18 protein-coding genes are annotated in these 20848 nt (G+C 61.8%); 8 read left to right on the top strand and 10 right to left on the bottom strand.

Translation table 11 applies throughout. From position 1 onward, the window contains the following. Positions 1 to 18 precede the first annotated feature (18 nt). From tlpA to AC0L16_RS15950, 5 genes are all read left to right on the top strand, one after another. Complete coding sequence (tlpA, locus tag AC0L16_RS15970) at positions 19 to 705, top strand: thiol:disulfide interchange protein TlpA (RefSeq protein ID WP_473621848.1); 687 nt, start codon at positions 19 to 21, stop codon at positions 703 to 705. Between the two features lie 316 nt (positions 706 to 1021). Continuing rightward, complete coding sequence (gene ugpB, locus AC0L16_RS15965) at positions 1022 to 2332, top strand: sn-glycerol-3-phosphate ABC transporter substrate-binding protein UgpB (protein WP_473621847.1); 1311 nt, start codon at positions 1022 to 1024, stop codon at positions 2330 to 2332. An 81-nt stretch (positions 2333 to 2413) separates the two neighbouring features. Continuing rightward, a complete protein-coding gene (gene ugpA / locus AC0L16_RS15960) occupies positions 2414 to 3298 on the top strand; it encodes a sn-glycerol-3-phosphate ABC transporter permease UgpA (protein ID WP_473621925.1) in 885 nt (294 codons plus the stop codon). Positions 3299 to 3305: 7 nt separating this feature from the next. After that, entirely contained in the window at positions 3306 to 4154 is an 849-nt protein-coding gene (gene ugpE, locus AC0L16_RS15955) for a sn-glycerol-3-phosphate ABC transporter permease UgpE (RefSeq protein ID WP_023797226.1), read from the top strand. 7 nt (positions 4155 to 4161) lie between these two features. After that, positions 4162 to 5229, top strand: coding sequence for a sn-glycerol-3-phosphate import ATP-binding protein UgpC (locus AC0L16_RS15950; protein WP_473621846.1), 1068 nt, complete (start codon positions 4162 to 4164; stop codon positions 5227 to 5229). 47 nt (positions 5230 to 5276) lie between these two features. On the opposite strand, the gene AC0L16_RS15945 is transcribed toward AC0L16_RS15950, so the two are convergent. From AC0L16_RS15945 to AC0L16_RS15935, 3 genes are all read right to left on the bottom strand, one after another. Further along, positions 5277 to 6359 carry an ABC transporter ATP-binding protein gene (locus tag AC0L16_RS15945; RefSeq protein WP_473621844.1) on the bottom strand — a complete coding sequence of 361 codons (1083 nt, stop codon included), beginning with the start codon at positions 6357 to 6359 and terminating at the stop codon, positions 5277 to 5279. Continuing rightward, complete coding sequence (locus AC0L16_RS15940; RefSeq protein WP_473621843.1) at positions 6356 to 7933, bottom strand: ABC transporter permease; 1578 nt, start codon at positions 7931 to 7933, stop codon at positions 6356 to 6358. Before AC0L16_RS15940 ends, AC0L16_RS15945 begins: the two co-directional genes overlap by 4 nt. Before the next feature lie 176 nt (positions 7934 to 8109). Beyond that, entirely contained in the window at positions 8110 to 9117 is a 1008-nt protein-coding gene (locus AC0L16_RS15935) for an iron ABC transporter substrate-binding protein (protein WP_473621841.1), read from the bottom strand. Positions 9118 to 9323: 206 nt separating this feature from the next. Between AC0L16_RS15935 and AC0L16_RS15930 the strand changes: the two genes are divergently transcribed. Both AC0L16_RS15930 and AC0L16_RS15925 read left to right on the top strand, forming a co-directional pair. Next, complete coding sequence (locus tag AC0L16_RS15930) at positions 9324 to 9875, top strand: sigma-70 family RNA polymerase sigma factor (RefSeq protein WP_473621840.1); 552 nt, start codon at positions 9324 to 9326, stop codon at positions 9873 to 9875. A gap of 1 nt (position 9876) precedes the next feature. Beyond that, positions 9877 to 10515 carry an NrsF family protein gene (locus AC0L16_RS15925; RefSeq protein ID WP_473621838.1) on the top strand — a complete coding sequence of 213 codons (639 nt, stop codon included), beginning with the start codon at positions 9877 to 9879 and terminating at the stop codon, positions 10513 to 10515. A 283-nt stretch (positions 10516 to 10798) separates the two neighbouring features. Here AC0L16_RS15925 and AC0L16_RS15920 read toward each other — a convergent pair whose 3' ends face one another. From AC0L16_RS15920 to AC0L16_RS15905, 4 genes are all read right to left on the bottom strand, one after another. Then, complete coding sequence (locus AC0L16_RS15920) at positions 10799 to 11575, bottom strand: transporter substrate-binding domain-containing protein (RefSeq protein WP_473621837.1); 777 nt, start codon at positions 11573 to 11575, stop codon at positions 10799 to 10801. A gap of 80 nt (positions 11576 to 11655) precedes the next feature. Next, on the bottom strand, positions 11656 to 12744 hold the full coding sequence (locus AC0L16_RS15915) for a YcaO-like family protein (RefSeq protein WP_473621835.1): 1089 nt from the start codon (positions 12742 to 12744) through the stop codon (positions 11656 to 11658). Positions 12745 to 12983: 239 nt separating this feature from the next. Beyond that, positions 12984 to 13403, bottom strand: coding sequence for a hypothetical protein (locus AC0L16_RS15910; protein WP_473621834.1), 420 nt, complete (start codon positions 13401 to 13403; stop codon positions 12984 to 12986). Then, positions 13390 to 14931, bottom strand: coding sequence for a peroxidase family protein (locus tag AC0L16_RS15905; RefSeq protein WP_473621833.1), 1542 nt, complete (start codon positions 14929 to 14931; stop codon positions 13390 to 13392). Before AC0L16_RS15905 ends, AC0L16_RS15910 begins: the two co-directional genes overlap by 14 nt. 272 nt (positions 14932 to 15203) lie before the next feature. On the opposite strand from AC0L16_RS15905, the gene AC0L16_RS15900 reads away from it, so the two are divergent. After that, the gene (locus tag AC0L16_RS15900; RefSeq protein ID WP_473621831.1) at positions 15204 to 17732 is read left to right on the top strand and encodes an adenylate/guanylate cyclase domain-containing protein; all 2529 of its coding nucleotides are present in this window, start codon (positions 15204 to 15206) and stop codon (positions 17730 to 17732) included. A gap of 283 nt (positions 17733 to 18015) precedes the next feature. Here the strand turns inward: AC0L16_RS15900 and AC0L16_RS15895 are convergent, their stop codons facing one another. The 3 genes from AC0L16_RS15895 to AC0L16_RS15885 all read right to left on the bottom strand — a co-directional run bounded on the left by AC0L16_RS15895 (position 18016) and on the right by AC0L16_RS15885 (position 20711). After that, positions 18016 to 18894, bottom strand: coding sequence for a 3-hydroxybutyryl-CoA dehydrogenase (locus AC0L16_RS15895; protein ID WP_473621830.1), 879 nt, complete (start codon positions 18892 to 18894; stop codon positions 18016 to 18018). Between the two features lie 117 nt (positions 18895 to 19011). Next, the gene (locus AC0L16_RS15890) at positions 19012 to 19941 is read right to left on the bottom strand and encodes an electron transfer flavoprotein subunit alpha/FixB family protein (protein ID WP_473621828.1); all 930 of its coding nucleotides are present in this window, start codon (positions 19939 to 19941) and stop codon (positions 19012 to 19014) included. 20 nt (positions 19942 to 19961) lie between these two features. Next, a complete protein-coding gene (locus AC0L16_RS15885; protein WP_023797241.1) occupies positions 19962 to 20711 on the bottom strand; it encodes an electron transfer flavoprotein subunit beta/FixA family protein in 750 nt (249 codons plus the stop codon). Positions 20712 to 20848: the final 137 nt, after the last annotated feature.

Below are 20848 nucleotides of genomic sequence, written 5' to 3'. Positions count from 1 at the left end.
CCGGAGCAGTTTTAAAAAATGGCAGACGGCAATCGATTTTTCCCGGCCCCGCGCCTCATCCTCGCCGCTTCGGTGGCAGGCGTGCTTGCCGGCGCGGTCGCGGTATATGTCAGCGAAAGCGGTTCTGGCAACAACGCCCCCGCTCAAGTCGCGGTTGGCGACAGCAAGGACGATGTCGCCTGCGCCGCCAAGGCCGACCGCGCCAAGACGGTCGCGGCAGCTGCCACCGGCCAGGTTGCAGCACTTTTGCCGGCTGATCCGCCGCAATCGCTGAAGGGCCTTGCCTTCAACAGCCCCGACGGCAAGCCGATGACGCTCGCCGACCATGCCGGCAAGACGGTGCTGCTCAATCTGTGGGCGACATGGTGCGCGCCGTGCCGCGCCGAAATGCCGGCGCTCGACGCGCTCCAGAAAGAAATGGGCAGCGACGCCTTCGAGGTCGTTGCGGTCAATGTCGATGCGGGCGACGACACCAAGCCAAAAAAGTTCCTCGAGGAAACCGGCGTCGAGGCGCTCGGCTATTACCGTGATTCGACGATGGCGCTGTTCAATGATCTCAAGACGCGCGGCCTGGCGCTTGGCCTGCCGGTCACCATGTTGATCGACGGTGAAGGCTGCCTGATCGCTCACATGAACGGCCCGGCCGAATGGTCCGGACCGGATGCCAAGCGGCTGGTCGAGACGGCGCTCGGCAAGTCGGACTAATGCATGTCGCGCAAGGTGCGTAGCGGTTTTGCGATAACGACATGCATCAAAACAAGAACCTAAACCGCGTCGCAGGAATCCATTCAAACGCGACGCGCTTTAGGCGCCGGCGATCGCGCCGATCTCCGTCGCTTGTTCGAACCGTAAGCCGGCTTTGCAATTCCTTTCCGTCAGCTCTCATTTCGAAACGTGCACCATTTTGAGGCCGAGATCGAGTTCATCGATCCGCAACAAAACCGTTGTCCAATTGTCACGAGCGGCACATATTGCCTTTGCGAGAGTGCCCTTTCGCCAATGACAAAACGGGAGATGAAACATGAAGTTCTTCGGCTTCGCGGCCGGTGTCGCCGCTACCTTGACCCTGCTTTCCACCACCTCCGCCTTCGCCGTCACGCAGATCAGCTGGTGGCACGCCATGACCGGCGCCAACGCCGAGGTCGTCGACAAGATCTCCAAGGATTTCAACGCCAGCCAGAGCGACTATGAGCTGGTTCCGGTGTTCAAGGGTACCTATCCCGAGACGCTGAATGCCGGCATCGCCGCCTTCCGCGCCGGACAGGCGCCCGACATCCTCCAGGTGTTCGATGTCGGCACCGGCGTGATGATGGCGGCCGAGGGTGCGATCAAGCCGGTGGCCGAGGTGATGACCGGTGCCGGTATGACCTTCGACAAGAGCCAGTATCTGCCCGGCATCGTCGGCTATTATTCGAAGCCGGACGGCACCATGCTGTCCTTCCCCTACAACTCCTCCTCGCCGATCCTCTACTACAACAAGGAGATCTTCCAGAAGGCGGGCCTCGACGTGAACAACCCGCCCAAGATCTGGAACGAGGTGTGGGAAGCTGCCAAGAAGATCAAGACGAGCGGCGCCGCCTCATGCGGCTACACCTCGACCTGGCTGACCTGGATCCATCTGGAGAATTTCGCGGCATGGAATGACGTGTCATGGGCCACCCAGCAGAACGGTCTGGCCGGCGGTGATGTCGAACTCAAGATCAACGCGCCGATTTTCGTCAACCACTTCCAGGCGCTCGCAGACCTGGCCAAGGACGGCACCTTCAAATATGGCGGGCGCACTTCCGAAGCCAAGCAGATCTTCCTTGCCGGCGAATGCGGCATCTTCACGGAATCGTCGGGCGGCCTCGGCGACATCGTCAAGTCCGGCATGAACTATGGCATCGGCCAGCTTCCCTACGATACCGACGCCAAGGGCGCACCGCAGAACACCACGCCAGGCGGCGCCAGCCTGTGGGTGTTCGGCAACAAGTCGGACGAGCAATATAAGGGCGTCGCGGCCTTCTTTGCCTATCTGTCCAAGACCGATGTGCAGGAGTATCTGCACCAGAAGTCGGGATACCTGCCGGTGACGCTCGCCGCCTACGAGGTGACCAAGAAATCGGGCTTCTATCAAAAGAACCCCGGCCGCGAGACACCCATCCTGCAGATGACGGGCAAGGCGCCGACCGACAACTCGAAGGGCGTGCGCCTGCCGAATCTGCCGCAGGTTCGCGATATCCAGAACGAGGAGTTGGAGAAGATGCTGGCAGGCCAGCAAACCGCTCAGCAGGCGCTTGACAACGCGGTCACGCGCGGCAACGCCGCAATCAAGGAAGCGCTAGAGAACTGACGAGATTATCTCGGTTGGTCGATTGGAATATCGCCCACGCGAGTTCGCGTGGGCGACCCCTGAATAGCGAGGGAAATCAGCCTGTCTCCACGCATCGTCTTTCCCAACAAGATCCTGCCCTACCTGCTGGTGGCGCCACAACTCGCCATTACACTGGTTTTCTTCTACTGGCCGGCCGGTCAGGCGCTTTACCAGTCGATGCTCAGACAGGACCCGTTCGGGCTGAGGACCAAGTTCGTCTGGTTCGCCAATTTCCGGAAAGTGCTGGCCGATCCGGCCTACCTCAATTCGATCAAGGTCACCGTGGTGTTCTCGCTTGCGACCGCGATCGTTGCCATGGGTGTGGCCCTCCTGCTTGCGGTCATGGCCGAGAAGGCAGTGCGCGGCAAAGGCCTCTACCGCACACTGTTGATATGGCCTTATGCCGTGGCGCCGGCGATTGCCGGGATGCTGTGGCTTTTTCTGTTCAATCCTTCGATCGGCTCGTTGGCCTATTTGCTGAGAAGCCTCGACATCGCATGGGACCCGCTGCTCAACGGCACCCACGCCATGATCCTGCTGGTGTCGGCGGCTGCCTGGAAGCAGATCAGCTACAATTTCCTGTTCTTCGTCGCCGGCCTGCAGGCGGTGCCGAAAACGCTGATCGAGGCGGCGGCCATGGATGGCGCCGGTGACACCAAGCGCTTCTGGACCATCGTCTTCCCGCTGCTTGCACCGACGACCTTTTTCCTGCTGGTCGTCAACACCGTCTATGCCCTGTTCGACACTTTCGGCATTGTCCATGCCGTCACCGGCGGCGGGCCGGGCAAGACGACCGAGACGCTGGTCTACAAGGTATATAATGACGGCTTCGTCAATCTGATCCTGGGCGACTCGGCGGCGCAATCGGTCATCCTGATGGCCATCGTCATTGCGCTTACCGCTTTTCAGTTCCGCTACGTGGAACGCAAAGTCCATTACGGTTGAGGCAGCGATGATCGGTCAGTCCCCGCTCCGCACCTTCATCGCCCATGCCGTGCTTATCCTCGGCATATTGATCGTGGCTTTCCCGATCTACTACACCTTCGTTGCCTCGACACACACGCTGCAAACGATCCTCAGGCCGCCGCTGCCGCTCTTGCCCGGCGGCCAGCTGTGGAACAATTACAGCGAGGCGCTGTTCGGCGGCATTGGCCGCATCGGCGGTGTCAGCGTCGGCCAGCTGCTCCTCAACACCACGATCATGGCGCTTGGCGTTGCGGTGGGAAAGATCTGCATCTCGATCCTGTCGGCCTATGCGATCGTGTTCTTCCGCTTTCCGCTGCGCATGACCTTCTTCTGGCTGATCTTCATCACCTTGATGCTTCCCGTCGAGGTGCGCATCCTGCCGACCTACAAGGTGATGGTCGATCTCGGCATGATCGACACCTATGCCGGCCTGATCATCCCGCTGATCGCCTCGGCCACCGCGACGCTGCTGTTCCGCCAGTTCTTCATGACCATACCGGGCGAATTGGTCGAGGCGGCGCGCGTCGACGGCGCCGGGCCATGGCGCTTCTTCTTCGATATCCTCTTGCCACTGTCGCGCACCAACATCGCGGCGCTGTTCGTGATCCTCTTCATCTATGGCTGGACGCAGTATCTTTGGCCGCTGCTGGTCACCAACAGCAACGATATGAACACCATCGTCATCGCACTGAGAAAGATGGTTTCCTTCGCCGATGCCGATACCGAATGGCACCTGGTCATGGTCACGGCGATGCTGGCCATTGTGCCGCCGATCCTGGTGGTTGTGCTGATGCAACGCTGGTTCGTGCGCGGCCTGGTCGAATCCGAAAAGTGAGAAGCTGATGGCGACCGTCGATCTGAAGGACGTGAAGAAGGTCTATCCCAGCGGGGTCGAAGCCGTGAAGGGCGTCTCCATCGCCATTCCCGACAAGGAGCTTTGCGTTCTGGTCGGCCCCTCCGGCTGCGGCAAGTCCACGCTGCTGAGGATGATCGCCGGGTTGGAGACTATTTCTGCCGGTACGGTTGCCATCGACGGCAAGGTGGTCAACGCCATTGGCCCGACCGAGCGCGACATCGCCATGGTGTTCCAGAACTACGCGCTCTACCCGCATATGAAGGTCTATGACAACATGGCCTATGGCCTGCGCAATCGCGGCACGCCGAAGGACGAGATCGACAGCAGGGTGCGCTCGACCGCCAAGGTGCTGGAACTCTCGGCGCTGCTCGACCGGCGACCGCGCGAGCTTTCCGGCGGCCAGCGCCAGCGTGTCGCCATGGGCCGCGCCATCGTGCGCAACCCGAAAGTCTTCCTGTTCGACGAGCCGCTTAGCAATCTCGATGCCAAATTGCGCGGCCAGATGCGGGTCGAGATCAAGAATTTGCAGCGCAAGCTTGGCGTCACCTCGGTTTATGTCACCCACGACCAGCTCGAGGCGATGACGCTGGCCGACATCCTTGTCGTCATGAACGCCGGACTGGTCGAGCAAACGGGCGCGCCGCTCGACGTCTACGAAAAGCCGGCCTCGATCTTCGTCGCTTCCTTCATCGGCGCGCCGCCGATGAATCTTCTGGCGTTATCCGGAACTTCCTCAGGCCCGATACTGGCTGACGGCACGGCGATCGACTTCGTGGCCCCCGAAACACCAGCCGTGACACTGGGTTTTCGCCCGGAAGATGCCGACGTCACCTTCAATGCGGAGGCGCTGCCCGGTGCGCTCGTCCTGCCGGCGACAGTCGAGGCGGTCGAGCCGGTCGGTGCCGAAAGCTTTCTGCATTGTGCAGCAGCTGGCAGCCGTATCGTCGTGCGCGTCTCAGGGCGCGCCACCGCAAAGCCCGGTGACCAGTTGCGCGTCGTGGCCAGGGCCGAAAAGCTGCACTGGTTCGATCAGGCCGGTAAGCGGGTCGATTGAAGCCAGCCTGTCGTCCTGACCAGCGCGCTGTGATGGCGCAAGAGCGTTCAGGCAAACACATGCGCCTTGCCCAACACCGTCAGCCGGACGATCTCGCCAACCACCGGTGTGTCCATGCCCGGCTTGCGCAGGATCAACGGCGTGTTGCCGATCGCGGCTGCGTCCGGCGGATCGGGACTGTTCAACAGCCGCACCGCGATGGTGCACATCGAGCCGGCGAATTCAGACTCCGTCACTTCGCCGAACAGCATGTCCGGGGTGCCCGACATGCCTTCGCGCGACGTCCGTTTCAGCAGCACCTGTTCCGGCCGCAGCATGATGCGGACGACATCGCGCCGTTCGGTGCTGTCGACGGCGATGCGGCCGAGCGGCGAGCTGGCGAAACCGTCCGCGATCTTGGCCGGCAGGATGATGGCATCGCCGAGGAATTCGGCGACCATCCTGTCCTTCGGTTTGAGATAGAGCTCGCGCGGCGTGCCGACCTGCGAAAATATGCCGTCGCGCATCACCGCGACCTGGCTGGCAAAGGACAGCGCCTCGGCCTGGTCGTGGGTGACCAGGATCGTGGTGATGCCGGCGGTCTCCAGAAGTTCGGCCACCGCCTTGCGCATCGAGGCGCGCAGACCGGTGTCGAGCGCCGAGAACGGTTCGTCGAGCAGCATCAGCCGCGGCTTCATGGCCATGGCGCGGGCCAGCGCCACACGCTGCTGCTGACCGCCGGAGAGCTCGTGCGGTCGGCGTTTCAGGATCGCCTTGTCGAGCCCGACGATATAGGCGAGCTCGGCGATGCGCTCGGTGCGCTTGTCCTCGTGGCGTCCCATGCCGAAGCCGATATTGGCGGCGATGCTCAGATGCGGGAACAGGGCGCCGTCCTGCGCCACCACGCCAATGCCCCGCCGATATGCCGGCACGGCGGCGCCGCCATTGACCAGCACCTCGCCGTCGAGCACGATGCGGCCCTGGTCCGGCGCCTCGAAGCCGGCGATCAGGCGCAGCAAGGTCGTCTTGCCACAGCCGGACGGCCCGACGATCGCCGTGCGGCTGCCGCTGGCCACGCTGAGGTCGACACCGGCCAGTGCGGCCACCGGGCCGTAGTGCTTGTGCACATCGGTGAGTTCGAGGAAGCTCATCGTCCGGCCATCCGCTTCGACTGGACATAGAGCAGCCACGTCAGGGGCAGCGACATCGCCACCATGATCAGGGCGTAAGGTGCGGCGGACGCATAGTCGATCTCGCCGCTGTGGGCCCAGAACGCCATCGCCAGCGTCCGGGTGCCGTTGGGCGCCAGCATCTGCGTGGCGGTCAATTCGTTCATGATGCCGAGCGCCACCAGCGCCATGCCTGCCGCGGCACCTGACGCCGACAGGCGGATCGTCGTCGACCACAGCGCCTTGAGCGGTGACCGGCCGAGACTGGCGGCGGCGCGTTCGAGCTCGACCGGCGCCTGCGCGATCGACGCCCGCAGGCTGATCAGGGCGCGCGGCAGGAACATCAGCGCATAGGCAACGAGGATCGTGAACAGGGTCTGATAGAGCGGCAAGGCAATGCGCACAGTGATGGTGACCAGCGCCAGCGCCACGACGACGCCGGGCAGCGAGCCGACGATGTAGTTGCAGCCCTCCAGAAGGCGCTGCAGCGGTCCCGGCGCGCGGATCGAGATCCAGGCCATCGGCATGGCGGCGACCGTGGCGAGCAGGGCGCCGGCGAGCGCCAGGAACAGGGTCTGGCCGAGCGCCAGGCCGATCTCGTCGAGGCGCCAGACATCGGCACCGCCGGCCACAAGCCAGCGGCTGATGGTGACGAACGGCACGCCCAGCGCCAGCAGGGTGGTGATGGCCGGCAGAGCCAAGCACGGGATCGTGGCGCGGCCGAGCCTTGTGCGTTGCTGCTGCCGTGCGGCGCCCGAGCCGACGCGGGCATAGCGCTCCTCGCCGCGCACCAGCACTTCGATCCCCAGCAGCACGAAACAGCATGTCACCAGCACTGCTGCCAGCATGTTGGCGGCGGGGCCGTTGAACGTCGACTGGAACTGGTCGACGATCGCCGTGGTGAAGGTGTCGAAGCGGATGAACACGTAGAGGCCGTATTCGGCCAGGAGATGCAGGCCGACCAGCAGCGAGCCGCCGCAGATGGCGAGCCTGAGCTGCGGCAGCACGACCCGCCGGAACACGCGCCACGGCCCGAGTCCGACGGCTGCCGCGGCATCTTCGAGAGCGGGATCGAGCCGGCGCAAGGCTGCCGCCACCGGCAGATAGAGGAACGGGAAATAGGCGACGACGGAAACCAGGACGCCGGCCCACAGCCCGTGCAGTCCCGGCGCCAGGGTGATCCAGGCGTAGCTGTGGACGAAGGCGGGGATGGCGAGCGGCGCCACCGACAGCCAGGCCCACAGCCGGGCACCGGGAAGGCTGCTGCGTTCGGTCAGCCAGGCCAGCGCCACCGAGAGCACTATGCAGATCGGTACTGCCAGCACCACCAAAAGCAGGGTGTTGGCCAGCAGCTCGCCGACGCGCGGCCGGAACACCAGTGCCGATACGGTTTCCCAGCCGGTCTGCACGGCAATCCAGATGATGAAGGCGAGCGGCAGCAGCGAGAAAAGTGACACCAGGATGGCGGCGAGCGAAATCCAGGATATCCGCCGGCGCGTCCATTCCCCAGCCGCCATGCCGGTCGGTGAACGTGCAAGGTCGGCCGCAGACTGCATCAGCTCAGGCGCCGAGCCGTTGCCGCCCGGTGGCGGAAACGATCGAAGGGCCGCAAACAGGGCCAAGAATGTAGCTTGTCGTCATCGACAAATGCCACCTCGAAAAACAGAGCGCTCCTGCGGAAAGCGAATTCCCGCAGGAGCGCAGTCGGTTGCCCTTTTAGGACGAACGCTAACTAAAGCAAGCCGGCTGGCGTCATCAGATCGGTCACCTTCTTGGAGTTCAGCGTCGTCGCGTCGACCTTCGGCGCCTGCAGATCGGCAAGCGGCACCAGCGCCGGATTGGAATCCGCGCCCTTGCCGACGGCGTATTCGAAGGAATTGCCGGTCTTCAGCACGTCCTGACCACCCTTGCCGGTCACCCATTTCAGGAAGGCCTGGGCCTCCTTCGGGTGCTTGCTGGAGGCCAGCACGCCACCGCCGGAAACCGAGACGAACGCGCCCGGATCCTGGTTCTTGAAATAGTGCAGCCCGACATTCTTGCTGTTCTCGCCGGTCTTGGCCTGGTCGCCGTAGTAATAATAGTGATAGATCACGCCGCCTTCGACCTCGCCGGCATTGACCGCCTTCATCACCGTGCTGTTGCCTTTATAGGCGGTGAAGTTCTCCTTCATCGCCTTCAGCCAGTCGGCCGTCGCGGCCTCACCCTTGAGCTGCAAAAGCGCGCTGACGATCGCTTGGAAATCGGCGCCGGAGGGCGAAGCGGCCCAGCGTCCCTTCCAGCTCGGATCGGCGAGTTCAAGCAGCGACTTGGGCAACTGCTCGGCGGTCAGCTTGGTCTTGTCGTAAACAAAGACGGTGCTGCGCGCGGCGATGCCCACCCATTTGCCGCTGGACGGCTGGTACTCCTTGGGAATCTGCGCCTGCGTGTCGGCGTCGACCGGCGCGAACAGGCCCGCGGATTCTACCAGCACCATGGCGGGAGAGTTTTCCGTCAGGAACACATCAGCCGGCGAGGCGGCGCCTTCGGCGACGATCTGGTTGGAGAAATCGCTGTCGCCGCCGTGACGAACGGTGACCTTGATGCCGGTTTCCTTGGTGAAACCTTCCACCCAGGCATTGGTCAGGCTCTCGTGCTGGGCATTGTAAACGACGATGCCGCCGTCCTGGGCCATCGCCGGGCCGGCGATCAGGCTGATTGCAAGTGCCGTGGCACCGGCCAGGGCGGAAAGAGCATATTTCATGGACGTCATCCCTCTCGATCTCGATGGTCTTGATTTAGCAAGGCTGCACCTATCAATTCATGACCGGTGTAGTCAACATTGATGAGCTGCGTAATTGGGCGCCGGAGGTGAAACCTTCGTGATGTTCCCAAATTTTGGCTTGGACATTATTTCGCCAGCACGTAACAAATCAGCGCCGTGGCGCGAATATCGTGGAGTGAACTCTTGTGACCGGCAAGGACGAGGCCGAGCTTTCCCGGCTGATGCGGGCCGCGATCGCGGGAGATGAAAAGGCTTACGCCGACTTTCTGCGCCGGACGGCTGCTCTCGTTCGCGGCTTTATCAGGCGCAAGATCGTTCAGGGCGGGGTCGATCCCGAGGATGTCGTGCAGGAAACCTTGCTGGCCATTCATGTGAAACGGCATACCTGGCGCCAGGATTTACCTGTGCTGCCCTGGGTCTACGCCATAGCGCGTTTCAAGCTGATCGACGCCTTTCGACGGCGCGGGCGGCGCATCGAGATCGAGATCGACGAGATCGCCGAGACCTTTGCCGAACCGGAGGCCGAGACGGTCAGCGAGCGCGACATCAATCGGGCGTTGGACGGCCTGCCGCCGGCGCAGCGTTCCGTGGTTTCGTCGGTGTCGGTCGAAGGCCGTTCCATCGGCGAGACGGCGGTGAAGTTCGGCATCAGCGAGACGGCGGTGCGCGTGTCGCTTCATCGTGGGCTCGCAGCTATTGCTAAACGGTTCGCGGCCAAACAATTCGGGCGAGAATGACATGAGGACCGACGATCTCATCAAGGCGCTCGACGCCGATGCCCGCAGCACGGCGATGCCGCTTGGCTCGGCCTGGTGGATAGGAGCCGGTGCGGCCATCGCGATCGCGGCGGTGGTTTTCTGGCTGGCGATCGGCCCACGCACCGACATCGCCACCGCCATGCATACGATGCGCTTCCTCGCCAAGTTCGTCTTCACGATGGCTCTGGCCGTCAGCGCCTTCGCCTTGATCCGCGCCCTGTCGACACCCGGTGCATCGACGAGCAGGGCAGCGGCCTGGATGATCGTCGCACCGCTGCTGGTGGCCGTGGCGGTGGTTCTGGAACTCCTTTCCGTGCCTGCGGCCGACTGGGGCAGGCGGCTGATCGGCAGCAACATGGTTATCTGCCTGACGTTCATTCCACTGATCGGCGTAGGTCCGCTTGCCGTGTTTCTAGCGGTGCTGCGCTATGGCGCGCCGACGCGGCCGGTGCTTGCCGGAACGGTGGCGGGCCTGCTCGCCGGTGGGCTGGCGGCAACTTTCTATGCCGCCCACTGCTTCGACGACTCGCCGCTTTTCGTCGCCACCTGGTACACGATCGCGATTGCCATCCTTGCCGCGCTCGGCGCGCTCGGCGGGCGGATTTTTGTGCGCTGGTAGCGACGGCCCGCGATCGGAGACCGTGATGCTCCAAACGTCGAAACATTCATTTCTGAACGTGGTTCGACCCGTTGCGGAAGTTCGTTCGCCCGTGCGGAATTCACGCCCTGGCCCTAGTCGGACATGCCCGGCTCAAATTTGCACCCGGAAGCGGACCTTCACCGGAACCAGCGGATTGACCCACTGCCGACTACCGAGCGGTCAAATTGAGATGTCCAGATCCAGCGGTTTCTGGACATTCCGATGGAACGCAAAATGCCAGATACCACAGCTTTAACGTTCCTCACTCGCCGTAGATGTCGAAGGTGAAGTATTTCTTTGAGATCTCGCCGTACCTGCCGTTTTCGCGGATGCCCTTGATAGCGGCGTTGACCTTTTCCCTGAGCGCGTCGTCTTCCTTCCGGAAGCCGAAGCCCGCTCCCAGCCCGAGCAACTCCGGATCGTCCGCGACGTTGCCCTTCACCTCACAGCAGGCCTTTCCGGGGTCCGAACCGAGAAACCCCTCCGCGGCTATCGCTTCGACCTGAACGGCGTCAACCCGCCCCGCCACGAGGTCCTGGAAAGCCTCGTCCTGCGTCTGGTAGCCCTTGATCTCGGCCACGGCCGTGGCGAAGTGCTTCCGCGCGTAGGCTTCGTGGGTGCTGGACACCTGGACGCCGAGGATCTTGCCCCTGAGGGTTTCCGCCGTCGCTCTGATGTCCGTCCCCTTGGCTGCCACCACGACAACTGGGCTCTTGTAGTAGCGGTCGGAGAAATCGATCGTTTTCATCCGCTCCTCGGTGATCGACATGGACGCGGCGATCATGTCGATCTTCCCGACCGTCAGGGCGAGTATGATGCCATCCCACGCGGTCGGAGTGAGAACACAGTCGAGCCTGGCCTCCACGCAGAGCGCGTCGACGATCTCGAGTTCCCATCCGCCCCATTTGCCTGTCGCCTCGGGGGTGAAAAAGGGCGGGTAAGGTTCCGGAGTGAAACCCACCCGGACGGTGTCGGCATGTGCCGCGCCGCCGAACGCGAGAACCAAGGCTAGAACTGCTGCCGCGCCGGTCTCCTTCATTTCACTCTCCACTTGTTTAGCGGATGCGAATACTCTCCCAGTCTGGTAGATTTTGCGAGAGTTTTTTTTACCGTCTTTCCTTATGCGGTCATCGGGACCAGATTCATTTCTGCGGCTGACATCCGCCTCTCCTGCCAGCCCAACCTCACTGGGACGTCGAACAGCCGTCCAGCCGCGAGGCGGCGGCGCAGCGGCCGCATACCGGGCACGATGGCGCGGACGACGGGAACGCCGATCTCCGGCCGCGTAAGGTCTACGGCAAGGAACCGCAGGCCCGCCTCGCGGCAAACTTGGATGCACCCGGAGACAGTTGCCGGGCCGGCAGGACGGGCGGGCGGGCGACTTTCGCCCGACGGCATAAGGTGCGGCATCGAGCGGAGCGACACGCGCCTGAGCCAGAAGCCGAACGCGTCGCTGTCATCCAGCGGCGCCGCTCTGCACCGCACTGCGATCGAGAACTCGACCTGCAGCATTTCGGTCAGCGCGGCAACGGCGGCCCGGCCTACATCGAAATGCGCGGCGGTGCCGACGGCGACAGCGCCGCCTTCCGGTTCGGCCGAGACGGCCGCGCATACGGGAATGCCGAGATCAGTCGTCAGGTCCACAAGGTGGAAGCGGCGGGGGCGCGCTTCGAGCGATGCAACAAGGTCCTCCGCTCCTTCGATGGCGCCAAGATTGAACGCTGGGCGCGCATGGCGGCCGTACCACCAGGTAGCGGTCGCGTCGCGCTCGACCAGTTCGAGGAAGGCCGAGACCATCGCCTGTTCGAGAGTAGCGCCTGCGGCGCATCCGTTGCTATCAGCCACAGCAAAGGCCCGCTCGTCTCCCGGTTCGAAGTATCCGATGTAGACGCACGCTGCCGGAACCAGAGATGGGTCCGACCCGTCGGGCGACCATGCCTCGACCCAGTCGGCAGGACGGGATTCGTCAAACCGAACAGGCAGCCAGTCGAACGCCCCGTGCGCGGCGTTCCACCTATCCCGCTCCCGATACTGGACTTCGCTGGCCAGGATCAGTGAAGCAGGGTGGACCGCCCGGCCCGCTAAATCGCGCCATGAGGCGCTCACGAAAGTCTCTCTACCCCATAAGCAGGCGCTTGCGAGCTCAGCCGCCTCGCCAAAGCAGGTTGCCTGGGCTTGCTCCCGCGTCAGTCCACGGCCGGAAGCCATCCTGCCTGCCTCAAGTCGCGCGGCGGCCGGAAAGAGCGTATTGAGAGACCCAGTCTGGACGGTAGGAATGGCAACGGCCAAATGAACCGGGGAGGACGAAGATGGCAAGACGTGCGTTTCAAACCAATCTGCTACTCCCATCTGCGATCGACCACATTGCTGTGTAGCTCTAGCACTGATCCTGCTTCAGCCACAGCAATTCACGTTTACCTTGGCGCCACCGAATGTTCGCATGGCAGTCACCTGCATTTGGTGATCATCATTAGTGCGAAAAGGAATTTCCTGGCGTTCGCACCTGAAAGGCTCTTTATTATGCCGATATAGTCATCAAGATAGGCTAGTTGAGCTGCAGTCGCTACCCGCGCTGATGGGATAGATACATGAGTACGAGTCTTTGCATCCTCGTCTACATCTTTGTCACGCATGAACTTTATTTTGTTAGTTTCCTTCGCAATATTTCTGTTCAATTTGTCGATAACGCGGCGGCTCCCATTCCTCGTTAAGAAATTAATCGCAGATTCGTTATCATCCGCTATTTGAACTAGCTGCGCTTCGGTTAGCGCAATGAAATCATTAGTAAGGGCTATATATCCTGATTGGTTGATTGCCGTTCCAGATGCTGGAACAATCCTAAGACTTCCATTGCTAGCTTCGGCCATAAGCTTCCTCCTTTGATTCAATGACGGAATAGGGATCAATATTGCCGGCGAAAATCAGCAAATCGGTCATCGCATACCCTGTTTTGTCGCCTCTTGACGGCAACTGTGGCTTCCAATCCTTCTCGCGAAGGATGGAGTACTCGCTATTAGCAATGAGGTCGTAGAGCACTTCCATGACAATTCGACTTCCGAGCGGGCCAAGCCTCTCTCCGTGCCCACAGATCTGCGCTTCCTTCAGGATATAGAACCAAAGAGGTGTATTTCCGTGCATATTGGGATCTGCCAGAATGCGTCGCACATCCTCGCTTTCTTCCGCAGCAATCTCATCGTCGGAAAGAATATTGATCGGTTTGATCTCTCGATCGTCTGCCCCCGTCAGAAAGGTGTTCATCTGACGAGCGGCGTTCTCCCCAGAAGGCAAGCGCGCGGCCGCGCCGAACAACAGCGTGCGAATGGGCAAATTCGCCGAAGGCGCCGGTGCAGGCAACGCTCCATCGGGTAGGTTTTTGAGAGCCCCTGCAATCCTGGTGTTTATCCGACGCGCCAAGAGCGGTTTCTCGCCGCACGTCGTTCCAAGCCCTGTAAAATCAAACAATCGGCACCAGTTTGCAACCCAACCACTCTGCAACTGGTCGATGCCGCCCACATTGTTCGTTTGATGGAGCAGCATGTCCAAGCTTGGATAATGGTATTGGTTCCAAAGAGGGATGTAGTCGCTTCGGACCATGCTGTGTCCGAACCTGAAGGCGGCCATCGCGAATTCAATAGGCATCGCCGGATACAGGTTGCCGGGACCTCGCACTCGTCGATAGCAAGTTGGTCCATTCTCGAGGATGTGGTTATATATGTCGTCGTCGATAACTGTTTTCAAAAAGTCATGCAGTACGATCGATTGAAAATGCTGGATAACCGTTTTTCTAATCTGCTCGTTTGAAACTGATCCGCCCTTTGCCAGGCGGAGGGCTACGGCATTATGAAATCTAATAAGTGCTACGTGAATCTGAGCGAGATTGAGACTATTGTCATTGCGCTTTTCAGGTATTGCCGGCTTGCCTTGCACTCGCGGCAGATCGTTTCGAAAGCGTGGCAGCTCGGAATGATCCTCATCAAATTTTGTCTGATCAACAGGCAGCAATTGAAGTTCATCGGCTTCAGGTAACAGCAATATCTCACCGTACAGGCTTCCGAGGTTCAGGCTAGGAGAAGTTAACTGCTCAATATCTTCGAGTTTTTGTTTATATTTTGTTCCATTGTGTGTTATCTCGTGTGCAATGAATTGGCCGAGATAGGTGTACCCCGCCGGTATTGAACTATCGAATTGCGGTTCGTTCGCATCATTCATCATGCGTGAGCCAAGAGCCACAAGGATTTCGTCAGGCGGCTGCTCCTGTTGCTCCTTGAGCATGCGAGTGAATCGAAATGGCGATTCTTCCTCCTCGCCTGTGTCAGGGGGTGTGTCAACTACGTCCTTGTTGAGGATTGGCGTGCCATCCACGACGTAGAACAAACGTCCATGCTTTGTGACCAAGCTGTGCCCCTCCGTCTGCCTCCATCTGCAATGAGGCACAACAAACATCTACCAGCAATAGATCGCCGTACTGTTTTGCGCGAAGCTCAATTCTTTTATGATTGCACTTCGGTGATCAAACGACAAGTACTACGGAGTGCAAGAACGGCCGAAAGGCGAAACCTGAGGCGTCGTGCAAACGTGGAACCCGACCCCAGTGGTTGCTCGGGTACTTTGCGGTGGCGCTGAGGTGCGTGTAGTCTAGGATAGGTCAGATTGGAACAGTCCAGCGCATGCGTTCGAATGCCACTCGATCTACGCTCCGAGCGATCCTGTTCGCTGACGCCGCGCAGTACTCACGGCACATGCAGGCTAACGAGCAGGCGACGCTCGACTTCATCCAGCGCTGCTTCGAGGTTTTCCGCGATCTGGCGCCTGCCCACGGCGGCGAGGTGGTAAAGACCACAGGCGACGGCGTCATGGTTGAATTCGCGTCGGCGACCGAGGCGGTGCTCTATGCGCTCGCCGCGCAGGAGCAACTCGCTGACATGGCCGGCGGCGAACCCGACGGCCGCCGTATACTGTTCCGGATCGGCATACACCTTGGTGAAGTGAAGCACCGCGGCGGCGACGTTTACGGCCACATAGTCAACGTCGCTTCGCGTCTGGAACACCTGGCCGAACCCGGCGGTATTTGCATTTCCCAAGCCGTGTTCGAACAGGTACGGCAGGCGGTTCCCGCCACTTTCGGGAGCCTTGGACCGCGCAGCCTGAAAAACATCCCGCAGCCCGTCGTCGCTTACCGGGTCCGCCGCAGCAACGGGCCTCCATCGGAAGGGCAGGCGCCCGAGCCAGGAGAGGTTTCCGTCTCCCTGATCGAAAGGCTGTCGCTGTCCGATGCCGAAGGCAACGAGATCGCCCTGAGATCGATGAAGGCGCAGGCGCTTGTCGGCTACCTCGTGCTCAGCCAGCACAACCAGGAAGCGAAGGACCGCATCCTTGGCCTCCTGTGGAGCAGCCTGGACCTGCCGCACGCGCAGCAGGAGTACCGGTCCGTCGTCCGGCAGGTCCAGCAGGCGTTCCAGAAGGCGGGTTCGGACGCTTTCCACGCGACTCCCGGCCAGGTCCGTATGATAATGTCCGCTCTGCAGGTGGACCTCCTGACGGTCAGCGAACAGCTCGGGGAGGGATTCGTCACGCCCGATCTCATCGAAGGGCGGGTTTCTCCGGACCAGATCTTGGCAGGCCTCGAGCGGACCGACCAGGTTTTCGAATCCTGGCTCAGGGTGACGCGCCACCGCTGGCGAGACCGGCTAATCGGGCAGCTGGAGGCCTGCCTCGACCGCGAATCCGGCGGTCTGTCCGGCAAGCACGCCGCAATCGCGCTCCTCGCCATCGATTCCACGCATGAGCCTGCCGCGCGGGCGCTCATGAACGCCTACGCGGCGGGGGGCAATACAGCTGCCGCGATCCGCGTCTACCAGTCGCTGCGGGAGGTCCTGGCGAAGGACTTCAGCGTCGAGCCTTCGGCGGAAACCCAGAAAGTGATCCAGCGGATTCGGGCGGGCGGGTCAACGCCGGCCGATGAGAGGGAGGCGAAAGAAGCAGGCGCGCCCCGATACGAAGGGCGGCTCCCGGTCATCGCAGTCGGCCCGTTTGCTCCGCCAGGGCATCGGGGCAAGGAGCATCTGCTTGCCGGATTTCGCGCGGAGGTTATTTCCTGCCTGGTCAAGTTCCGCGACTGGGTGATCGTCGAGGAGCAGGAAGGCCAGCGCCTGCCGGACGTAGGTTCCGGAGCTGCCGTCGACTACCGCCTCGAGTCCCGCATGCAGCCGTCCACTTCGGAAGAGGCCGTGCGGTTCACGCTCGTCGACGCCGCCAGCGAACGCATCGTCTGGAGTGAACGGTTTCCGCTCCAGCTGCAGGAATGGGCGACAGTCTCCAGCGGAATCGCGCGCAAGACCGCAGCCGTTCTGGACATTTATCTCTCCGCGGAGCGCGTATCAGGACATCCGGGCAGGCGCGACCTTTCGCTCTCGGCATATGACGACTGGCTGCGCGGAGAGAACCTGCTCACCCTCTGGCAGCCAGATGCGGAACTCGAGGCCGAGCGTCTCTTCAAGTCGGTCATCCAGCAGATGCCGCGGTTCGCTCCCGCCTACTCCAGCCTCGCCAGCATCTACAACGTTCGCCATCTGATAGTCGCGGGGTTCCGGCGCGACCCCGCGCTCGAGGCCGAAGCGCTCAGGCTGGCGAAGGAGGCTGTGCAGATCGATCCGCTCGAGACCCGTGCCCACCTGACCCTGGCGTGGTCGTGCCTTATGGCGGGGAAGTACGACCAGGCGGACATCCACTACGACCTCGCCTTCGACCTCAATCCGAACAACCCTAAGACGCTGCTGTCCTGCGCGCATGGCCTCGCTTTCACGGGCAGGATCGAACGGGCAAGGGAGCTTGCGCGCCTCGCGCTCAGCCTGACTCCCTTCGTTACTCCCTTCCAGTGGGAGTACCTCACGGGAATCCGGTTCATTATCGGCGACTGCTCGGGTGCCGTCGCCGCGGCAAACATGGGCGCCGGAAGCATGCATGATACGCTCATGTGGAAAGCGGCCGCGCTGGCGCTTATGGGCAGGGAGGATGAAGCGCGCCGTGCGGCAGAGGAGTTTCTCGCCGGAGCGCGTGCGCAGTGGACAGGAGAACCTCCCGGCGACCGCGAGATCGTCGAGTGGGTCCGGCGCGGTCCTCCGATCAAGGAAACGGAGACGCGCCGGCGGCTGGAGGATGGATTAAAGCAGGCTGGACTTCCAGAAGGCGAGGAGTAACCACGACGCTAAGCGACATGGCCGACGGCCTACTGATTGCACCGCGCCAAGGAATGCGGCTGTTCAGGTTCGTATCACAGGCACGTGTTCAAGGGACAGATGATTGCATCGGCGACACCTGCTACGCCGCCCGATCTCCTTCGGTGCCCATTTACCTCGACGAGCATCCGCGGCTTGAGTTTTGACCTAAAGCGGAATGCGTTTGGATTGAACCTGCACTCCGATCTATCTCTTTAGCCGCATTTGTGCGACGCTAAGTGATTCCACTTGGCTGCAAAATGGTTCAGCGCGTCGGAACGGGATGCTCGCCGCGATAGTCGTAGAAGCCGCGTCCGGTCTTGCGGCCGAGCCAGCCGGCCTCGACATATTTCACCAGCAGCGGGCAGGGGCGGTATTTCGAATCCGACAGGCCGTCATGCAGCACCTGCATGATCGACAGGCAGGTGTCGAGGCCGATGAAATCGGCGAGCTGCAGCGGTCCCATCGGATGGTTGGCGCCGAGCCGCATGGCGGTGTCGATCGCGTCGACCGAGCCGACCCCCTCATAGAGCGTGTAGATCGCCTCGTTGATCATCGGCAGCAGGATGCGGTTGACGATGAAGGCCGGAAAATCCTCCGAGACGGTGATCGTCTTGTCGAGATGGTTCACATAGGCCTTTGCCGCTTCGAAGGTCTGGTCCTCGGTGGCGATGCCGCGCACCAGTTCGACCAGCTTCATCACCGGAACCGGATTCATGAAATGGATGCCGATGAAACGCTCCGGCCTGTCGGTCTGCGCGGCGAGACGGGTGATCGAGATCGACGAGGTGTTCGTCCCCAGGATGGCTTCCGGATTGAGCTGCGGGCAGAGCTGGGCGTAGATCTTGCGCTTGACCGTCTCGTCCTCGGTCGCTGCTTCGATCACCAGATCGGCACCGGCAAGGTCGGCCATGGTCGGTGCTGACGAAATGCGCGCCATCGCCTCGTTGCGCAGTTTTTCCTCGAGTTTGCCGGAGCCGACCTGGCGGGCCATGTTGCCGCTGATCGTGGCGATGCCCTTTTCGATGCGGTCGGGTGAGATGTCGTAGACCAGCACCTTGTAGCCCGCAAGCGCGGACACATGGGCGATGCCGCCGCCCATCTGGCCCGCGCCGATGATGCCGATCGTCTCGATCTTGTTCATTACACCGATCCCGTCAAAAGGCCTTTGCGGCCTGCTTTTTGTGCGGTGCAAACTAAAAGGGCGGGGCGACTTCGTCTACCCCGCCCTTCACAATTTAATACGCTTTGGCAGAAGGCGTCAAAGCGCCTTTTGCAGTTCCGGCAGAATGACGAAAAGGTCGCCGACGAGGCCGTAGTCGGCGACCTGGAAGATCGGCGCTTCCTCGTCCTTGTTGATGGCGACGATGACCTTCGAATCCTTCATGCCGGCAAGATGCTGGATGGCACCGGAGATGCCGACGGCGATGTAGAGATCGGGTGCCACCACCTTGCCGGTCTGGCCGACCTGCCAGTCGTTCGGCGCGTAGCCGGCATCGACTGCGGCACGCGAGGCGCCGACGGCGGCGCCGAGCTTGTCGGCGATCGGCAGGATGACTTCCTGGAATTTCTCCGAAGAGCCCAGCGCGCGGCCGCCCGAGATGATGATCTTGGCCGAAGTCAGCTCCGGACGATCGGTCTCGGAAAGCTTGTTCTCGACGAAGCTCGACAGGCCGGGATTGACAGCTGCCTGAACCGTCTCGACCGGGGCTGAACCGCCCTCGGGTGCAGCCTGGAAGGAGGCGGTGCGCACGGTGATCACCTTCTTGGCGTCGCTCGACTGCACCGTCTGGATAGCGTTGCCGGCATAGATCGGCCGCTTGAAGGTGTCGAGCGAGACAATCTCGATGATCTCCGACACCTGCGCGACATCGAGCAGGGCCGCCACGCGCGGCGCGACATTCTTGCCCGACGAGGTCGCCGGCGCGACGATCGTGTCATAGGCATCGGCCATGCCGACGACGAGCGCCGCCAGCGGTTCGGCGAGACGCTCGGTGAGTTCGTCGGCTTCGGCGAGCAGCACCTTGCTCACGCCCTTGAGCTTGGCGGCGGCGTCCGCTGCGGGCTTGGCGCCGTTGCCGGCGACCAGCACATGCACGTCGGAGCCGATCTGCAGTGCCGCGGAAAGCGCCTTGGCGGTCTGGTCGGAAAGCGTCGCATTGTCGTGTTCGGCAATCAGAAGAATTGTCATCTTTTTGTCCCTTCCCAGCCCTACAGCACGCCTGCTTCGTTCTTGAGCTTGTCGACCAGTTCGGCGACGCTCTTGACCTTGACGCCCGCCTTGCGGCCGCCCGGCTCCTCGGTCTTGATCACCTTCAGCCGCGGCTTGACGTCGGCGCCGTAATCGGCGGGAGACTTCTCGTCGAGCGGCTTCTTCTTGGCCTTCATGATGTTGGGCAGCGAGGCATAGCGCGGCTGGTTGAGGCGAAGATCCGCGGTGACAATCGCCGGCATCTTCAGCTCCACCGTCTGCAGGCCGCCATCGACCTCGCGCGTCACCTTGGCCTTGTCGCCATCGATGACGACCTTGGAGGCAAAAGTGCCTTGCGCCCAGCCCAGAAGCGCGGCCAGCATCTGGCCGGTTTGGTTCGAATCGTCGTCGATAGCCTGCTTGCCGAGAATGACGAGACCGGGCTTTTCCGCCTCGACCACGCCCTTCAGCACCTTGGCGACACCCAGCGGCTCGGTCTGCTCGTCGGTCTTGACCAGGATAGCGCGGTCGGCGCCCATGGCGAGCGCGGTGCGCAAGGTCTCCTGCGCCTGCTGCGGCCCGATCGAGACAACGATGATCTCCTCCGCCTTGCCGGCCTCCTTCAGCCGGATCGCCTCTTCGACCGCGATCTCGTCGAACGGGTTCATCGCCATCTTGACGTTGGCGAGTTCCACCGCCGAACCGTCAGCCTTCACACGAACCTTCACATTCGCATCCACAACCCGCTTCACGGGCACAAGGATCTTCATTTGCCTGTCACCTCTTTCACGATAGCCACCTCTTTCAAGGATAGTCACCTCTTTCAAGATAGTCGGCGCGCTATAGCAGTGCGCGCGTCTTCAGAGTTGTCGAAAGCCGACATTCCGGACGGAATTTTGGTCTCCGA

Source organism: Mesorhizobium sp. WSM4848, from assembly GCF_055811375.1.
The sequence above is the reverse complement of the archived record's forward strand: the minus strand, read 5'-3'. Positions and strand labels throughout refer to the sequence as shown.

Coding starts and splice junctions, on each gene's coding strand:
- AC0L16_RS15920 (WP_473621837.1), bottom strand. CDS start 11,575: ATGAAGGAGACCGGCGCGGCAGCAGTTCTAGCCTTGGTTCTCGCGTTC.
- AC0L16_RS15910 (WP_473621834.1), bottom strand. CDS start 13,403: ATGGCCGAAGCTAGCAATGGAAGTCTTAGGATTGTTCCAGCATCTGGA.
- AC0L16_RS15895 (WP_473621830.1), bottom strand. CDS start 18,894: ATGAACAAGATCGAGACGATCGGCATCATCGGCGCGGGCCAGATGGGC.
- AC0L16_RS15890 (WP_473621828.1), bottom strand. CDS start 19,941: ATGACAATTCTTCTGATTGCCGAACACGACAATGCGACGCTTTCCGAC.
- AC0L16_RS15940 (WP_473621843.1), bottom strand. CDS start 7,933: ATGCAGTCTGCGGCCGACCTTGCACGTTCACCGACCGGCATGGCGGCT.
- AC0L16_RS15915 (WP_473621835.1), bottom strand. CDS start 12,744: ATGGCTTCCGGCCGTGGACTGACGCGGGAGCAAGCCCAGGCAACCTGC.
- ugpE (WP_023797226.1), top strand. CDS start 3,306: ATGATCGGTCAGTCCCCGCTCCGCACCTTCATCGCCCATGCCGTGCTT.
- AC0L16_RS15935 (WP_473621841.1), bottom strand. CDS start 9,117: ATGAAATATGCTCTTTCCGCCCTGGCCGGTGCCACGGCACTTGCAATC.
- AC0L16_RS15925 (WP_473621838.1), top strand. CDS start 9,877: ATGAGGACCGACGATCTCATCAAGGCGCTCGACGCCGATGCCCGCAGC.
- ugpB (WP_473621847.1), top strand. CDS start 1,022: ATGAAGTTCTTCGGCTTCGCGGCCGGTGTCGCCGCTACCTTGACCCTG.
- AC0L16_RS15950 (WP_473621846.1), top strand. CDS start 4,162: ATGGCGACCGTCGATCTGAAGGACGTGAAGAAGGTCTATCCCAGCGGG.
- tlpA (WP_473621848.1), top strand. CDS start 19: ATGGCAGACGGCAATCGATTTTTCCCGGCCCCGCGCCTCATCCTCGCC.
- AC0L16_RS15885 (WP_023797241.1), bottom strand. CDS start 20,711: ATGAAGATCCTTGTGCCCGTGAAGCGGGTTGTGGATGCGAATGTGAAG.
- AC0L16_RS15900 (WP_473621831.1), top strand. CDS start 15,204: ATGCGTTCGAATGCCACTCGATCTACGCTCCGAGCGATCCTGTTCGCT.
- AC0L16_RS15945 (WP_473621844.1), bottom strand. CDS start 6,359: ATGAGCTTCCTCGAACTCACCGATGTGCACAAGCACTACGGCCCGGTG.